General features: G+C 71.4%; 13 protein-coding genes. 7 read left to right on the forward strand and 6 right to left on the reverse strand.

Annotated elements, in window-relative coordinates; genetic code table 11:
- Window positions 1-6: 6 nt before the first annotated feature.
- The 3 genes from GTZ93_RS04380 to GTZ93_RS04390 are packed head-to-tail and all read right to left on the reverse strand — an operon-like array spanning window position 7 to window position 3,805.
- Entirely contained in the window at window positions 7-1,131 is a 1,125-nt protein-coding gene (locus GTZ93_RS04380) for a glycosyltransferase family 4 protein (protein ID WP_139918397.1), read from the reverse strand.
- Window positions 1,132-1,154: 23 nt separating this feature from the next.
- Entirely contained in the window at window positions 1,155-2,288 is a 1,134-nt protein-coding gene (locus GTZ93_RS04385) for a glycosyltransferase family protein (protein WP_139918387.1), read from the reverse strand.
- A complete protein-coding gene (locus tag GTZ93_RS04390; RefSeq protein ID WP_120576819.1) occupies window positions 2,285-3,805 on the reverse strand; it encodes an oligosaccharide flippase family protein in 1,521 nt (506 codons plus the stop codon). The genes GTZ93_RS04385 and GTZ93_RS04390 overlap by 4 nt, the downstream gene beginning before the upstream one ends.
- A gap of 240 nt (window positions 3,806-4,045) precedes the next feature.
- On the opposite strand from GTZ93_RS04390, the gene GTZ93_RS04395 reads away from it, so the two are divergent.
- The 6 genes from GTZ93_RS04395 to GTZ93_RS04420 all read left to right on the forward strand — a co-directional run bounded on the left by GTZ93_RS04395 (window position 4,046) and on the right by GTZ93_RS04420 (window position 11,425).
- Complete coding sequence (locus GTZ93_RS04395; RefSeq protein ID WP_139918385.1) at window positions 4,046-5,074, forward strand: ROK family protein; 1,029 nt, start codon at window positions 4,046-4,048, stop codon at window positions 5,072-5,074.
- A 173-nt stretch (window positions 5,075-5,247) separates the two neighbouring features.
- The gene (locus tag GTZ93_RS04400; protein ID WP_139918383.1) at window positions 5,248-6,735 is read left to right on the forward strand and encodes an MraY family glycosyltransferase; all 1,488 of its coding nucleotides are present in this window, start codon (window positions 5,248-5,250) and stop codon (window positions 6,733-6,735) included.
- A 4-nt stretch (window positions 6,736-6,739) separates the two neighbouring features.
- Window positions 6,740-7,816, forward strand: coding sequence for a nucleotidyltransferase domain-containing protein (locus GTZ93_RS04405; RefSeq protein ID WP_180946062.1), 1,077 nt, complete (start codon window positions 6,740-6,742; stop codon window positions 7,814-7,816).
- Window positions 7,817-7,855: 39 nt separating this feature from the next.
- Window positions 7,856-8,827 (forward strand): nucleotidyltransferase domain-containing protein, encoded by a 972-nt coding sequence (locus tag GTZ93_RS04410; protein WP_139918381.1) that lies wholly within the window; start codon window positions 7,856-7,858, stop codon window positions 8,825-8,827.
- Between the two features lie 105 nt (window positions 8,828-8,932).
- On the forward strand, window positions 8,933-10,231 hold the full coding sequence (locus tag GTZ93_RS04415; RefSeq protein WP_120576823.1) for a UDP-glucose dehydrogenase family protein: 1,299 nt from the start codon (window positions 8,933-8,935) through the stop codon (window positions 10,229-10,231).
- Window positions 10,232-11,425 carry an acyltransferase family protein gene (locus GTZ93_RS04420; RefSeq protein WP_139918380.1) on the forward strand — a complete coding sequence of 398 codons (1,194 nt, stop codon included), beginning with the start codon at window positions 10,232-10,234 and terminating at the stop codon, window positions 11,423-11,425.
- Between the two features lie 276 nt (window positions 11,426-11,701).
- Here the strand turns inward: GTZ93_RS04420 and GTZ93_RS04425 are convergent, their stop codons facing one another.
- Complete coding sequence (locus tag GTZ93_RS04425; protein WP_139918378.1) at window positions 11,702-11,977, reverse strand: hypothetical protein; 276 nt, start codon at window positions 11,975-11,977, stop codon at window positions 11,702-11,704.
- Window positions 11,978-12,155: 178 nt separating this feature from the next.
- Between GTZ93_RS04425 and GTZ93_RS04430 the strand changes: the two genes are divergently transcribed.
- On the forward strand, window positions 12,156-14,780 hold the full coding sequence (locus tag GTZ93_RS04430) for an O-antigen ligase family protein (protein ID WP_139918376.1): 2,625 nt from the start codon (window positions 12,156-12,158) through the stop codon (window positions 14,778-14,780).
- 5 nt (window positions 14,781-14,785) lie between these two features.
- Here GTZ93_RS04430 and GTZ93_RS04435 read toward each other — a convergent pair whose 3' ends face one another.
- Both GTZ93_RS04435 and astB read right to left on the reverse strand, forming a co-directional pair.
- Complete coding sequence (locus tag GTZ93_RS04435; RefSeq protein ID WP_139918374.1) at window positions 14,786-15,316, reverse strand: aminoacyl-tRNA deacylase; 531 nt, start codon at window positions 15,314-15,316, stop codon at window positions 14,786-14,788.
- Between the two features lie 133 nt (window positions 15,317-15,449).
- Complete coding sequence (gene astB, locus GTZ93_RS04440) at window positions 15,450-16,772, reverse strand: N-succinylarginine dihydrolase (protein WP_139918372.1); 1,323 nt, start codon at window positions 16,770-16,772, stop codon at window positions 15,450-15,452.
- Window positions 16,773-16,781: the final 9 nt, after the last annotated feature.

Raw genomic sequence — 16,781 nt, forward strand, 5'->3', positions numbered from 1 at the left:
ACCGAATCAGACCCGCCCGGGGCGGTCAAGGCGATGCAGATACGCGTCCAACACGGTGCGCGCATGGGCGCTCCACGTGAAGCGTGCGGCCCGTGCATGCCGCGTCTCCGCGGATGGCGCGGGCACGCGACCCGTGAGCAGGGCGTCTACCGTCTCCGACCATGCGGCCACGTCGCCCACCGGGCAGTACGTGCAGGCGTCGGCGCCCACTTCGCGCAGCACCGGCAGGTCGCTGGCCACCACGGGGACACCACATGCCAGCGCTTCGATGACGGGCAGGCCGAAGCCCTCCGCGTCGCTGGGCACCAGCACAGCGCGGGCACGCCGGTACAGGCCCGCGAGCGTGGCCCGCTCCTGCCGGGGAGGTTGCAGCAGCGCGTCCTTCAAGCCGAGCCGCGCCACCTGTGCCTGTTGGGTCGCGTCCAGTTCGCCGCCCTGCTGCACCAGCATGAGGTCCGGATGCCGGGCGCGCAGCGCGGCGAAGACGTCGAAGAGCACGTCCAGCCGCTTGCGACGGATGGCACTGCCCACGTGCAGCAGGTACGGCCGGCCCTTCAGCGGTGCGAGCACGGCTTCGCTGGCGTCTCCGGGAACGGGGTCGAGCCGGTACTCCGGCGAGACTCCGTAGGGCGCCCACACCAATCGCTCGGGAGGCACCACGCCGTGCGCGAGCAGTTCGTCGCGGACCTGCTGAGTGCTGTGGAAGACGATGGCCGCGCGCTCCAGGCCCTTGAGCGTGGCTCTCGCCATCAGGCGGAACCACGTGGGGCGTGGTTCGCGGTGGGGCTCCAGGACGGAACGGAAGGCATCCAGGTCATGGCAGAAGACGCCGGTGCGCTCCGCGGGCAGCGCGTGAATGAGCTGCGCGTAGGTGTGGTCCACGACGTGGAACGCATCGTGGCCGACTCGCTCACGCAGCAATCGCGCGGGATAGAGGCCGAAGCGGGTGAGCAGACGGTCCGCGTTGAAGGCGGCCTTGCGGCTGCCCACGCGGGGTAGGGCGCGCACGGCGTGGGGAATGGATGGACGCACGGGAGTGACGCCGACCTCGGCGGGAAACGCAGCCAGTCCCTCGACGAGCGCTTCGCCCACCAGGTCCATGCTGGGCCAGCCCTCCTCGCGCGGATCCATCAGGACCTTCAACTTCAAGGTGCTCACGCGGTGACTCCGCGGCGCAGCAGGTGCGCCACCGTGTGCTCCAGCGCGAAGTGCTCACGGTACACGCGCGCCGCGCGCTCACCCAGGGTCCGGCGCTCTTCCTCGTGCTCCAACAGGTGCTCCGCGAGCGCAAGCAGCGCGGTGGGTGAAGCATCATCCGCGAGCGCCACTGGCCGCAGTTCGCGCCACAGCGTTTCGCTCAGGTGCCCGGTGTTGGTGACGATGGGCAGGCCCAGTCCCAATCCGCCCATCGCGCTGCTTCGCCGGGCGCTGACGCCGTCGGGATACGGCTGCACCAGCAGCTCCGCCGCGCGCAGGTGCACGGCCACGGCCTCTGGTGCCAGTCCGTCCCTCGCATGAAGTCTGCGGGCCAGCGCGGGATGCTTCCGTCCCAGGGCCTCACACCAGCCCTGACTGCCCCGGCCCAGCAGTAGTGCTTGCCGCCGTTCATCCCGCTGCAACAACGGCACGAGCACGGCCTCCAGCGGTCCCGCGATGGCCCCGCCATACGTCCCGAAATGCGCCACCGTGGGGCCGCCAAGCGCATCCCGCACCGCGCACACTTCGTCCCCTGGCACGTCCAGGGGCAGGGGACTGGGAATGGGACACCACCGGGCCTGGGACCGCAGTGGCTCCGGCAGGTGCTCCGCCCAGGTGGGGATGGACACGTAGGCGCGCTCCACGCCAAGCGCCAGCGTGCGCAGCATCACCCGGGTGACTCCCGCGAGCACCTGGTGCTTCCAAGGCGCGCCCGGACTCCACGGGTACACTGCCTCATGGAGGAACAGCTCGCGTTCGTCCCGCCGCCTCGCCGCGAACCAGGCGCAGAACGGCACGTTCATCGCCTTCAATCCGAATGCGTGCGGCACGTACTGGAGGAACAGCCTCCGGGGACCTGGCATCGCATCCAGCTCGCGCGTCAGGCGCACCAGACCCGGCGGCGTGAAGAGGCCGGGCCACCGGTGCACGGTCACGCCCTGATCATCCGTGAGCCCGTCGGCCCCAGGCGTCCAGACGTGCACCGTCTCCCCTGCCTTCAAGAGCGCGTGGGCGATGCTCCGCGAATGGTCGGAGACGCCACCGGGGGCCGGCGGATACTCCCCCGTCAACAGATGCCACGCGCGGCTCACGGAGGCGCCCGCCTCGCGCGCAGGTGCTGGACCAGGGCGCGCAGCTCTCCCAGCAACGACAGGCCTCGCCGCGTGGCCTCACGCGCGAGCACCAGCGCGGTCAACAGCCCCGCCGCCACCAGCGCCTGTACCAGCAGCCCATCCTGTCCCATCGCGAGCCGCGAACAGCCCACCGCGAGCGCGAGCAGCGCGCCCACCGTGAGGAACGGCTCCATGACCTCGAACTCGAGCCGCGACAGGTGCGGGTTTCGGCGGGACACCAGCCTCGCCGTGAACCACAGCTCCGTGAGCGTCACGGCCGTCGCGCTCACGCCGACGCCCACGATGCCCCAGTGCATCACCGCCAGCACTCCCAGGCCGAAGCGCAGCAGGCTCCCGGTAATGGCCACGTACATCCGCTCCCGTGCGTGACCGCTGGCGTTCTGCTGCGAGGCCAGCAGGCCCTGCACCGCCAGCATCGATGCCTCGATGGTGAACCACTGCACCAGCGTGGACGCGAGGCTCCAGCGCTCACCGAAGACCACCGGGATGAAGGGCGGCAGCGCGATGACGCCGAACGGGATGGCCAGACACAGGACCGCGCTCACTCGCCGGATGGACGTGCGCAGGTAGTCCGCCAGCGCGGCCGAGTCCTCCTGCATGCGGCTGTACGCCGGATATGCGACGCGGGTGAGGACGCTACTCACCGCCAGCGGCACGGAGGCCAGCGCGGTCGCCCAGTTCACCAGGCCCACCCCGTCCTTGCCCTCCATGCGCCCCACCACGAGCGGAATCCATCCCTGGAGCGCCGCGGGGATGATGCCCGTGAGCTGGAACCAGATGCCGAAGGACAAGAGCCGCTTGACGATGTCCCAGCGGAACGTGCCCTGGGGCTTCCAGCCCGCCGCCGCCCAGAACAGCACCATGCCCACCGCGCCCCGCACCAGCCCGCCGCCAATGAGCGACCACGCCCCGAAGTGCATCGAGGCCAGCAGGATGCTGCCCGCCGTCTGCGCCACGCTCTCGATGAGCTCGATGCGCGCGAGCGTCGGGAAGCGCAGCTGCCGCTCCAGCATCATGACGGGGATGACGCGCAGCGAGTGGAAGAACAGGCCGATCGCCATCGTGCCCACCATGGCCGCGCCCGAAGGCCCCAACTCGTAGGTGCTCGACAGCCACGGCGCGAGCAGCACGATGGCGCCCACGATGAAGACGGTGAACGCCTGGTGGCTCCAGAAGGCGGAGGTGATTTCGTCCTGCGTGGGTTCGTGCTGCTGGCGCACCAGCGAGGCGCTGAGCCCCAGGTCCCCCAGGAACGCGCCCATCGCGGAGGTGAAGGCGACGATGGCGAACACGCCATAGTCCCCGGGGAACAGCAGATGCGACAGGGTGAGCGAGCTCACCACGCGCAGCCCCAGCGAGCCGACCGTCCGCAGGAGCAGTGCGATGATGGAGCGCTGCGCGCGGACCTTCACGTCCGACACGCCCAGGGGCGGAGCGTCAGCGGCGTCCGGCGCGGGAGGGGAACGGCTGCTCATGGGGGAAACGGGGCGCTCCACGAAAGGAACTCCGACGGAGCCTATATGCGCCCCCGCCTCCGGCGAACAGGGGCACGAGGAGGCAGGGCGTCCCCGTGCCCCGGAAGGAGGGCCCGCATGCAGCCCCGTGGGGCGGGCGGGCGGACACGGGCGTGCCCGGCACGGCGGCCCTGGCCGCGACCGCGCTGCGCAGATTGTGCCGCGAGCGGCCGCCGGTGCCGCGAGTCACGGGGGCATCACATGGCCGACGCGTCAGCGAAGAACGGGCACCGCGCGGGGAACGGAGCGCGCAACGGCAAGGGCCGCGTCTGGGGAGGCATCGACCTGGGCGGCACGAAAATCGAGGCCGTCATCGTGGATGCGCGCGGCGACGTGCTGGGCCGGGCCCGCCACGTGACCCCCGCGACGGGCGGCCCGGGCGAGGTGGTGAAGGAGCTCTACGGCACGCTGGGCGAGGCCGCGCATGCCGTGGGCATCGAGCCCGCGAAGCTCGTGGGCGTGGGTGTGGGCGTGCCGGGCTCGGTGGATGCGAACAACGGCACGCTCTCGCACACGGCCAACGTCGCGGGCGGCTGGGATGCGCCCTATCCGCTGGCGTCGGACCTGGGCGACCTGGTGGGCGGCGGCAAGGTGATGCTGGGCAACGACGTCCAGGTGGCGGTCGCGGCCGAGTACAAGCTGGGCGCGGGCCGCGGCCACCGCTCCGTGCTGGGCGTGTGGTGGGGCACGGGCGTGGGCGGGGGCCTGGTGCTCAACGGCGTGCCGTGGCGCGGGCAGGGCTCCGCCGGCGAGATTGGCCACATGGTGGTGAAGCCCAACGGCGCGCGCTGTGGCTGCGGCCGGCGTGGCTGCCTGGAGGCCTACGCGGGGCGCGCGTGCATGGAGAGCAAGGCGCGCTCGGCGGCGAGGAAGGGGGAAAAAACCATCCTCTTCGACATCATGCGCGACAAGAATCGCACGCGCCTGTCCAGCAGCGTCTGGGCGAGCGCGCTGAAGCAGAAGGATCCGCTGGCGACGCGGCTCATCGAGCGGGCCATCGACATGCTGGGCGTGGCCATCGCCTCCGTCATCAACCTGCTGGACCTGGAGGCCGTCGTCATCGGAGGCGGGCTGGGGTCCCGGCTGGGCCCCATGTACATGGGCCACATCCAGGACGCCATGCACCCGCACCTGTTCATCACGGAGCGCAAGCCCGTGATGCGCATCGCCGAACTGGGGGACCTGTCCGGCGCCATCGGCGCGGCGCTGCTCGCGGGCCCGCGGATGTGAGGACTCACCTGGCCCGACATCGCCACCCGTCCTCTCCCGATGCGTTTGACGCAGAAGTCCCGCGAATCAGGGCTGACAGTAGGTAGGCAGGCGAGTCGTGACGCACCTGCGACGTCAGGACGTTGACGCGCTGCTTCGGTGACCGTCACGATGCGGGTGGACGCTCCTCTCGCATGGTCACCTTCTTCGTCGCCTTCCTCGTGTCGCTCCTCGTGGCGCTGGTGCTCACGTGGCGCGTGCGTGAGCGTGCGCTGGCGTGGGGCTGGTTGGATCAGGCGAACTCCAGCCGCAAGGTGCACGTGCGGCCCGTCCCCCGGCTGGGCGGCATTGGCATCGTGGGGGGCTTCTTCGCGCCGCTGTGCGCGCTGTTCATCGTGGACTCGGGCGTGGGGGACCAGTTCCTCGCGCAGACGTCGCTCATCGTCGGCCTCTTCGTGGGCGGCGCCATCATCGCGGCGCTGGGCTTCTACGACGACCTCAAGGGCGCGGGCGCGAAGCTGAAGTTCTCCGTGCAGTTCGCGGTGGCGCTGGGCCTGTACGCGTTGGGCTTCCGCATCGAGGTGCTGGCCAACCCCTTTGGCGCGGAGCTGACGCTGGGGCTCTTGAGCCTGCCGCTGACGGTGCTGTGGGTGGTGGGCGTCATCAACGCGCTCAACCTCATCGACGGGTTGGACGGGCTGGCGGGCGGCGTCGCGTTCTTCGGCGTGGGCACCCACTTCCTGCTCGCGCTGGTGCGCGGGGACGTGCTGCTGTGCCTGCTGATGGTGGCGCTCGCGGGCGCCATCCTCGGGTTCCTGGTGTTCAACTTCAACCCGGCCTCCATCTTCATGGGGGACACGGGCAGCATGTTCCTGGGCTTCGTGCTCGCGGCCGTGTCCATCAAGACGTCGTCGAAGAGCGGCACCGCGGTGGCGCTGCTCGTGCCGGTGATGGCGCTGGGCCTGCCCATCATGGACACGCTGCTGGCCATGGTGCGCCGCTCGCTGCTGGGCAGACCCATGTTCAGCGCGGACAAGGAGCACATCCACCACCGGCTGATGAGCCGCCTGCTGTTGTCCCACCGCACCACCGTGCTGGTGCTCTACGCGCTGTGCACGCTGTTCATGCTCACCGCGCTGGGGCTCAGCTTCGCCAACAGCATCCAGAGCGCGCTGCTGCTCAGCGGCATCGGCGTGGTCATCATGGTGCTGATGCGCAAGCTGGGTTACCTGGACGTGCGCCACATGGACGCCGTCCAGCAGACGCGCCAGCGCAACCTGGAGCTGCGCTCGCTGGTGCGCTCCGTCACCGCCGCGGTGCGCGCGGCCGGTTCGTTCCAGGCGGTGTGGAACGCCGTCCGTCCGCTGTCCCAGGGGCTGAGCCTGTCCTCGCTGGAGCTGCGCCTGCGCCGCCCGCACGAGGGCGTGAACGCGGGCGTCGTCTTTGAGTCCCAGCACCCGGACGCTGGCGCCGAGGCCGCGCTGGAGGTCCGCCTGGACGTGAAGGAGGAGGAGTCCCTGCTCGGCGCGCTGCGCCTGGTCTGGCGCGATGGCCGGGCCGCCATCGACCGGGACGAGGAGCTGGCGCTGGAGGTGGTCGCGGACGCGGTGGCCGAACGCGTGGGGCAGCTGGTGGCGCTGGAGGCCGCGGAGCCCGAGCGCATCATCGCGCTGCGGCGGTGAGCCCATGAGCTCCTCTCCGGCCCTGCTGACCCTGCTCCATGCGTGGCCGGAAGTGCCGGACGCTCCCGGGCCTTCGAACGAAGGCGACGGTGACGCGCTGGTGAAGGCCGCCGTGCGCCACGGACTGGCGGGCTTCGTCGAGCACGCGCTCGCGAAGGCGGACTGGACGCTGACCCCGGACTCCGCCGCGCTGCTCACCCGCGAGGCCCGGCTGAGCGCGGCGCGGGGCATGCGCGTGCGGTCGCTCTTATCGCGGAGCCTGACGGCGCTGGCGGCGCTGGGCCTGACGCCGGTGCTGCTCAAGGGCTACGGGCTGGCGCGCAGGCTCTACCCGGAGCCGCTCCAGCGCGCGACGAACGACGTGGACCTGCTGGTGCCGCGCGCCCGGGTGCTGTGCGCCGTGCACGCGCTGGAGGGGATGGGGCTCACCACCCAGGCCGGAGACGTGGACCGGGACGACGCGCACCACGTGGAGCTCACCGGGCCGGATGGCTTGGTGGAGCTGCACTACCGCGCGCTCACGGGCTACGGCCTGTCGCTGGAGGGCGACGCCATGGTGTCGCGGGCGCTGGACGCGACGCTGGACGGCCACCCCGTGCGCTACCTGTGCCCGGAGGACGAGGCCGTCTACCTGGCCCTGCACGCGAGCAACCACCTGCTGCAGCGGCTGGCCTGGCTGTTCGACCTGAAGCTGCTGGCGCGGGCGAACCCCCGGCTCGACTGGGACCGCGTGGTGACGCGCGCGCGGCGCACGGAGCTGCCCCACCTGGTCTGGTACGCGTGGGACGCGGCGCACCGGCTGCTGGACGCGCCCGTGCCCGCCTGGGTGCTCAAGGCGCTGGCCCCGCCCCGGTGGCAGCGCGCGCTGGCGACGCGGCTGTTCTCCGGCCCCCGGCTGATGGGCGCGGAGCTGGCGCGCAACAAGCCGGCATGGGTCGCCGCGAAGCTGGCCCTGGCGCCCCGGGCCCGGCCCATGGTGCGGTACGCGCTGCGGCGGCTGCGCGGCGCCCGGCCCCCTCCCGGAACGGGAGCGGAGCCAGGGGCACCACGGCCCGTCCGGTCGCCCGCTGGAAGACGGTGATTGCGGCGAGCAGGCCCGGCCCATTAAAGGTGCCGCACCATGGCGCCCAGCCTCCTCGACACCTTCCGGGTCCTGTCCTCCTTCGAGCCCCCGCGCGGAAAGCTCCGGGGCGCGCCATGGGAGGCGTACGTCGACTGGGCCATCGCGCAGGGACTGGCGCCGCTCGCGGCGTACAACCTGGAGTACCGGATGGGCGGGGGCGAGGCGCCGGAGTGGGCCCGCGACCGGATGATGTCCATCTACACCGGCTCCGTGAACGACAACGTCATGAAGCTGGTCCACTTCAAGCGCATCGTGGATCAGCTGGAGGGCCGCAAGATTCTCCTCCTGGGCGGCGCGGCCTTCGCGGAGGCGCTCTATCCGCACGTGGGCTTCCGGCCCGTGCTGGACATCCAGGTGCTGGTGCGCCGCATGGACGTGGACGGCTTCGCCGGCTACCTGTCCAACCACGAGTTCGTCCCAGAGGAGGACACGACGAACAGCGGCGCCGCGCGCGTCGTGTCCGACGGCCGCACCCCCATCCACATCTACGCGGACGTGCTGGGCGCGAACCGACGTGAGCAGTTGGCCGGCATCTTCGAGCGCGCCCGACCCATGAAGGTCTACGGACAGTCCGTCTTCCGCCCGGAGCTGGAGGACGCGCTGTTGCTCACCGCGCTGGACCAGGCCCACCACGGGTATGACGTGCCCTGGCTGTCGTTCGTGGACCTGCGCGAGCTCATCACCGGCGCCACCTGGATGGGCGGCATCTATTCGCGCCCGATGGATGTCCCGGCGCTGCTCGCGCGCGCGGAGGCGTTCGGCCTGGAGCGCGCCCTCTACACGTCGCTGGCCATCGTGGCGCGGCTATTCCCGGAAGCGGAGGCGCAGGCCACCGCCGCGTTCCCGCCGCTGCGCCGCGCGACTCGTGAACTTCTGGACCGGGGCGTGGTGGGTCCGGTGAGCACCCCCGGACGTTCCTCCGCCCTACGGGGTGTGGACAGACTGCGTCGCCTCCTCACGGGGCGATAAGGCTGTCTGGTCGCTCGGCGGTCCTTCGTGCCCGGGCTTTCTTTCAGTGCTCCGGTCGGCGTATGAGTTCATGACGCCACCTGTCGAAACCAGGACACTCAAAGAATGCGCATTGCCATTATCGGATCGGGTTACGTCGGACTCGTCGCGGGCACCTGCTTCGCGGACTCGGGCAACGACGTCGCGTGCGTGGACATCGACGAGCGGAAGATCCGCATGCTCCAGGATGGACAGGTCCCCATCTACGAGCCGGGTCTGGAGGAGCTCATCCGCAAGAACGTGAAGGAGAAGCGCCTCACGTTCACCACGAACCTGGCCGAAGGCGTGCAGAACGCGCAGGCCGTGTTCATCGCCGTAGGCACCCCTGAAGGGGAGAGCGGCGAGGCGGATCTCCAGTACGTGCTCGCGGCGGCGCAGGCGGTGGGCCGCGCGATGAAGCAGTACACGGTGGTGGTGGACAAGAGCACCGTGCCGGTGGGCACCGCGGACAAGGTTCGCGAGGCCATCGCCAAGGTGACGGACGTGGAGTTCGACGTCGTCTCCAACCCGGAGTTCCTGAAGGAAGGCGCCGCGCTGGACGACTTCTTCAAGCCGGACCGCGTCGTCATTGGCGCGGACACCGAGCGCGCCCGGACCCTGATGGGGGAGCTGTACGCGCCGTTCGTGCGCACGGAGAACCCCATCCTGTTCATGGACACGCGCTCCGCGGAGCTGACGAAGTACGCGGCGAACGCGATGCTCGCGACGCGCATCTCCTTCATGAACGACGTGGCCGCGCTCTGCGAGAAGGTGGGCGCGGACGTGGACTTCGTGCGCAAGGGCCTGGGCGCGGACAAGCGCATCGGCTACCCGTTCCTCTTCCCCGGCGTGGGCTACGGCGGCTCCTGCTTCCCCAAGGACGTGAAGGCGCTCGTCACGACGGCGCGTGAGTACGGCCTGGAGCTGGACCTGCTGCGCGCGGTGGAGCGCACCAACGAGCGGCAGAAGAAGCTGCTCGTGAACAAGGCCGTGAAGCACTACGGGACGCTGGAGGGCAAGAAGTTCGGCGTCTGGGGTCTGGCGTTCAAGCCGAAGACGGACGACATGCGCGAGGCGCCGTCCATCGAGGTCATCGAGGGCCTCATCGGCAAGGGCGCGACGGTGATCGCGCACGACCCGGTGGCCGCGCACGCGTCCAAGCGCGTCTTCGGCGACCGCATCCGCTACGCGGACCTGCCGTACGACGCGCTGGAGGGCGTGGACGGCCTGTTCGTGGTGACGGAGTGGAACGAGTTCCGCCACCCGGACTTCGCGCGCATGAAGTCGCTGATGAAGTCGCCGGTGATCTTCGACGGCCGCAACATCTTCCAGCCCGCGCGCATGCGTGAGCAGGGCTTCACCTACTTCGGCATCGGTCGCAAGTAGATGAAGCAGCAGTCCGGAGGCTCGCTGGATGCGCTGACAGGGCTGCGTTTCCTGGCGGCCCTGCACGTCGTCTTGTTCCACTTCGGCACCCCGTGCATCCAGGGCGTGGCGCCGGAGTGGATGGTGCAGGTGGTGGCCTCCGGCTATGCCTCCGTGGGGGTCTTCTTCCTCCTGTCCGGCTTCGTGCTCGCGTACAACTACGTGGACACGGCCGGCGGGATGCAGACCCCGCCCCGGGCCTTCTGGAGCGCGCGGGTGGCGCGCGTCTACCCGGTGTTCCTCCTGATGTTCCTGCTGTCGGCGGTGCCCACGGCGCAAGGCTCGCTGGCGGCGAACTCCGTGCCGGTGGCCGCGGCGAAGCTGACCACGGCGGGGCTCACCACGCTGATGCTGCTCCAGTCGTGGGTGCCGCAGCTGGCGCTGTACTGGAACCCGCCGTCCTGGTCCGTGTCGGTGGAGGCGTTTTTCTACGCGGTGTTCCCGGCGCTGGCCGGGCGGCTGGAGCGCTTCCGGGGCGCGCGCATGAAGGCCGCTCTGGTGGGCGTGTGGCTGTTGGGGCTGCTGCCGCCGGTGCTCTACCTGGTGCTGCGGCCGGACGGGCCGGGCACGCTGAACGCGGCGTCCGGTGGCATGTGGCTGGCGGTGGTGAAGCTCAACCCGCTGATGCGCCTGCCGGAGTTCCTGTTGGGCGTGCTGCTGGGGCTCGTCTTCGTGCGGGAGCGGGCGGCGGCGACGGTGACGTCCCAGCGCTCCGGCGCGGTGATGGCGCTGGCTGGCGCGGCGCTGCTGGTCGCGGGCTTCTCGCAGGGCGCGTGGATTCCGTATCCGCTGATGCACAACGCGCTGCTGGCGCCCGCGTCGGCGCTGCTGGTGTACGGGCTGGCGCGCGGCGGCGGTCCGCTGGGGCAGGTGCTGGCGAGGCCGTGGCTGGTGCACCTGGGCGGGGCCAGCTACGCGCTGTACCTGCTACAGTACCCCGTCAGCGAGCTGGTGCACTGGATGGAGCGGTTCGTGGGCCCGTCGTCGCCCACGCGCTTCCTGGCGGTGCTGCTGGTGTTGCTGGTGCCCGCGTCGGTGGCGGTGCACCGGTGGGTGGAGACGCCGTGGCGTACGCGGGTGCGGCGCGGGCTTCAGCCGTGGGTGGATGGCTCGCCCTCGCGGCCGGCTCCGGCTCCCGTGGTGCCGGGCACCTGAGGTTCGCGACAGCGCGTCCTCAGCGGGCGGCGTTCAGCAGGTGATGCCGTAGGACCTTCCGGGGCGCGGAGGCCCGAGCCTCGCGACAGCGCGTCCTCAGCGGATGAGGCCTTGGGCCCTTCGTGGCCGCGAAGGTCGAACCTCGCGACAGCGTCCTCAGCGGATGAGGCCTTGGGCCCTTTGGGGCCGCGAAGGTCGAGCCTCGCGACAGCGTCCTCAGCGGCTGAGGCCTTGGGGCCTACGTGGCCGCGAAGGTCGAGCCTCGCGACAGCGTCCTCAGCGGGCGAGGCCGCAGGCCTTCTTGCCCTCTTCGGTCTCGATGGTGCGGCAGTCGCAGCCTTCGAGCTTCGCCTCGCAGACGGCCTCGTCCTCGGCGATGGGCTCCACGCGGCCCTCCTCGTCGGCGGCTCGCTGCTGGCAGGCCTGCTTCTCCACCGAGTTCAAGGCGCAATCGCAGAGCTTCTCGGACAGCTCGCGGCACGCGCCCTTGCACGCGGTGAGTCCGGAGAGGGAGGCGCAGAGGACGGCGGCAGTGAGCAGGAAGCGACGCATGGGGTCGGGGGAAGATGCCAGATGATTCCCCGGATGCAAGCGGTGTCCCGGGCGGGGCGTTCATTCGATGGCCCCGGAAGGCCGCGCCGGGGGAGGAGGCATCCAGGCGCCGCGTCCGCTGGTCGAGGGGACGAGCCCCGGAGGTTCGTGAGGAGCGTGACATACTCCCGCGCCGCGCATGGCTCCTGGCTCCCACCGCGTCTCCCGGTACACCGTCTACGCGGAAGTGGCGCTCGCGGCGCTGGTGGTGCTGGGCCCGGTGGCGCTCGGTGGCGCCGCGCACTGGGTGTCCTGGCCGCTGGGCGTGCTGTCAGGGGCCGCGGCGGTGCTGGCGTTCGTGGGGGCCCGGCGACAGGGAGAGACCCCGCGCGTGCCGCTCCTGGCCGCGCCGCTGGTGGGCGCCGTGGTGCTGTGTGTGTCGCAGCTCGTGCCACTGCCACCCGGACTGCTCGCATGGGTGAGTCCGGAGGCCGCGGCGCTGCGCGAGGACGTGCTCGTTCCGCTGGGTCTCACGGGCTGGCGGCCGGTGTCGCTGGAGCCTTCCGCCACCTGGCGCGAGCTGGCGAAGCACGTGGCCTACCTCCTCACGTTCGTCGCGGCGGTGCAGGTGTGCCGCGCTCGCGCGTCTCGGCAGCGGCTGCTCTCGGTGCTGGCGTTCACGGGCGCGGCGGTGGCGACGGTGGGCCTGGGCCACGCGCTGTTCGGCGTGGACACGCTGTTCGGGCTGCGGGCGTACGTGCATGCGCGGCCGCCGCTGGTGACGCCGTTCGGAAATCCCAACCACCTGGCGGGCTTCCTGGGGTTGTGCGCGACGGTGGCGGTGGGGCTCGCGCTGTCGAAGCAGCCGCGTTCGCGCGCGTGGCCCTTCGCGATGGCGGCGCTCGTCTCCGGCGCGGGAGTGCTGCTGTCGCTGTCTCGCGCGGGCATCGTGTTCTTCGTCTTCGGGCAGGTGCTGCTCGCAGCGTGGCTGATGAAGCAGCGTCGCGAGGCGCGCACTCCCGCCAGGCCCGCGTGGGGGCGGGGCGCGGCGGTGCTGCTGGGGCTGCTGGCGACGCTGTCCGTGGGCGCGTACCTGGCGGCGGATCAGCTGTGGGCGGAGGCTCGCACCGTGGACGGCGTGGAGTCCCTGCGCCGCGGCAAGATGGAGCCCTGGCCGATGATGGCTCGTGCGGCCCGCGCCTTCCCGGTGCTGGGCATGGGGCGCGGCGCGTTCGAAGCCGCCTTCCCGCGCTACCAGACCGAGCCCAACCCCAACACCTTCACGCACCCGGAGAACGCGGTGTTGCAGGTGGCGGCGGAGTGGGGCGTGCCGGGGCTGCTGCTGCTCGGGCTGGGTGTCTGGGCCTTCGTGAAGCGCGTGCGGCGCGAGGACCACGGGCCGGTGGAGCTGGCGGCGCTGTCCGGCGTGGCTGCGCTGGCGCTGCACAACCTCTTCGACTTCAGCCTGGAGCTGCCCGCGTGCGCGGTGGCGGTCGCGGTGGTGCTGGGCGCGGTGTTCCGGCCCCGTGAAGCCGAGCGCATGGCAGCGCGCCGCACGAAGCTGGGCACACTGCCCGTCGGTCCCGCGCTGGCGCTGGCGGCGGGGCTCACGGTCGTGATGCTCGTCGCGCTCGTGCCGGGACGGCGGAGGATGGCGGACGCGGAGGCGCTGCTGGCGGAGCGCGTGGCGGCGAGGGCGCCAGGCGCGGAGGTTCGAGCCCTGGGGCTCCAGCTCATCGACGTGCACCCGGCGGACTACCTGCTGTACCGGCTGATGGCGATGGCCTCTGTGTCGAATGGCGCCGAGGGCGCGAAGGACGCGCTGAGCTTCGTCAATCACACGCTGTACCTGCGGCCCCTGGATGCGCCCGCGCACCGCGTGGCCGCACGGGCCCTGCTGCACCTGGGCCGGCGCGAGCAGGCCTTCCTGGAGTACCGGCTCGCGCACGAGGCCGGGGACACGCGCGTGTTGATCAGCGAGGCGATGCCCCGTGCCCGCACGGTCGAGGAATTGAAGACCCTCACGTCCGAAGCGCCCGGGCAGGGGGTGGAGCTGGCGGAGGCGCTGCTCGCCGGGCCCTCACGCCGAGCGCTGGGACTCGAATGGCTCACCTGGGCGCGTGAACACTTCGAGGGCCGGTCCGAAGCCACCGCGCTGTGGATGCAGGAAGCGCGCGGACGGCTGGCCCAGGGAGAACTCCCCGCGGCGGAGGCGGCCTGTGCGGAGGTGGAGCGGCGCGCCCCGGACGCACTGGCCACGCACCTGCTGCGCGCGGACGTGTGGCTTGCGCAGGGAAAGCGCGCGGAGGCACTCCAGTCGCTGGAGGCGCTCGTGAAGCGCTTCCCTCACGACGTGGAACTGGCCTTCACGCTGTCCACGCGGCAGCAGGAGGCCGGGCTCACGCGCAGGTCCCGGGACACGCTGGCCGCCATGGCGCCGTACCTGACCGACCTGCGGCAGCGCGCACGCCTGCTGTCGCTGGAAGCGGACAGCTTCGAACAGGAAGGCCTGCTGGCCCGCGCACTGGAGCAGCGCCGCTCGGTCGTGGGGCTGCTGCCCGGTCCGGAGAGCCACTTCGAGGTGGCCCGGTTGCAGGAGTTGCTGTCGCGCTACGACGCGGCGGCGCGCTCGGTGCACGAGGGCCTGCGGCTCATGCCACTTAACGATGCACGGCGCGCGGAGGGTGAAGCCTGGGCGGCGCGGCTGGAAGAACGCGAGCGTGCGCTGCAGGACGCACACAAGGGCGGGCTGCTGGAGGACGCGAAGGGGCGGGAAGTGGAACCGCCGGGTTCACCGGCGGTCAGCGACGCTCCCGCTCCATGAGGACATCAGGCCGACGCGCCTGAGTCCTCCACGGGCGCTCCGTACGACGACGCTTTCTCTTCTTCACGCGAGAGCGGCTGGATGAAGGACGCGACCAGCGGCCACTCCAGGCGCGCGAAGTCCTGGAAGCGCATCTCCAGGGCCTCCTCGTGCGAACCGGCGCGGAACAGCAGCCGCTCGTTGGCGCTCAGGGACTCGTCCATCGCGACGGGCAGGCCGTACAGCTCGCCGAAGGGAGGCTCGGCGCCCGTCTCGCAGTCGGGGAAGTGGTCGGCGAACTCGGACTCGGCGGCGAGCCGCGCGGTGCGGACGCCCAGCGTGTGGCGGACCTGCCGCAGGTCCACGGTCGCCATCGCGGGCACGACGACGATCCACGGCTGCCGGTCGGCCAGCACGATGATGGATTTGGCCACGCGCCAGGCGGGCACGTTGAGGGCGTCCACGAGCTCCATCGCGGTCACGGCCCGAGCGTGGGCGTACCGCTCGAAGGGGACGCGATGGCGCCGCAGATAGCTTTGAATGGCACTCGGAATCATGGGGGACATCACCTCCTTCGCGTAGAAGGTGTGTCCGGACGACGCGGGCGGCCATTCGCCACCCGAACGGGACGGCCAGGGCTGCCTGCCCTCGTCGGGTGCGCCGGAGGGCAGGCGGGCGGGCTACCTCACGTCACTGCTGGAAGTCGTAGACGCTGCCCAGCTTGAGCAGGCGCGACAGCTCGTCGAGCGCGGTCATCGTCTCGCGCGCGAGCTGCGGATCGCGCACGTCCTCTGGCTTGAGCACGTCGCGGTAGTGCTTGCGCACCCACGCCGCGAGCCCCTCGTGCAGGGCCGGCGAGTAGAAGACGTCCGCGGTGATGGCGGCGCGCTCCGCGTCCGTGAGCGAGATGCGCTGACGCAGGCACGCCGGGCCGCCGCCGTTGTTCATGGACTGCCGGACGTCCAGGTAGTGCACCGCCTTCACCGGGTTGTCCCCGGCGACGACGCGCTCCAGGAAGGCGTGGGCGGTGGGCGTCTCGCGGCTCTCGATGGGCGCGATGATGGCCATGGAGCCGTCCGGCAGCGACAGCACCTGCGAGTTGAACGGGTAGGCGCGCACGGCGTCCTTCACCGGCAGCTCGGCGTCCGTCGCGACCTCGAAACGGAAGGCGTCGCCCAGCTTCTCGCGCAGCGTCTGGAGGAGCTTCGGGTGCTCCACGAAGGCCAGCGCGTGCAGCATGAGGAAGCGCTCGTTGCCCACCGCGAGCACGTCCGTGTGGAACGCGCCCGCGTCGATGCCGTCCGGATGCTGCTGCGGCAGCACCACCTGCTCCGGCGCCAGCTGGTGCAGCCGCGCCAGGGCCTGGCTGGATTCCAGCGTCTGGCGCGCGGGGAAGCGCTGCGGCCCCTTCACGTCCTGCCACGCGCTGCGCCCCCAGGCGAGCACGTGCACGGCCTTGTGCCCCGGCGTGAAGAGGCGCGTGTGGTTGGCCGCGCCCTCGTCCGCGAAGTGAGCAGCGCCCGGCAGCGGCGCGTGCACCTGGAAGTGCTTCGCGTCCGCGAAGATGGCGCGCAGCACCGCGTGCGTGGTGTCCGCCTCGATGGCGCGGTGGAACATCTGCGTGAGGTTCGCGGGCGTCAGGTGCACCCGGCCGTCCGCGGTGTCCGCCGAGGGCGCCACGGTGGCCGCGTTCGCCGTCCACATGGCGGAGGCGCTGGAGGTGAGGCGCAGCAGGTGCTCCCCGTCGCGCGCGGCGCGGGTGATGACCTCCTCGTCGGAGCCCGTGAAGCCCAGGGCCCGCAGCGTGCGCAGGGAGGGGCGCGGCTGGGGCGGCAGCACCGCCTGGCCCACGCCCAGCTCCGACACGAAGCGCATCTTCTCCAGCCCCTGGAGCGCCGCCTCCCGGGGGTGGCTGGGCTGGCCGCCGTGGTGCTGTGACGCCAGGTTGCCCGGCGAGAGGCCGGCGTAATTGTGGGTCGGACCAATGAGGCCGTCGAAGTTGTATTCGCGCATGGGATATGG

It is taken from the genome of Corallococcus exiguus, assembly GCF_009909105.1.
In the GTDB taxonomy this organism is placed as follows: domain Bacteria; phylum Myxococcota; class Myxococcia; order Myxococcales; family Myxococcaceae; genus Corallococcus; species Corallococcus exiguus.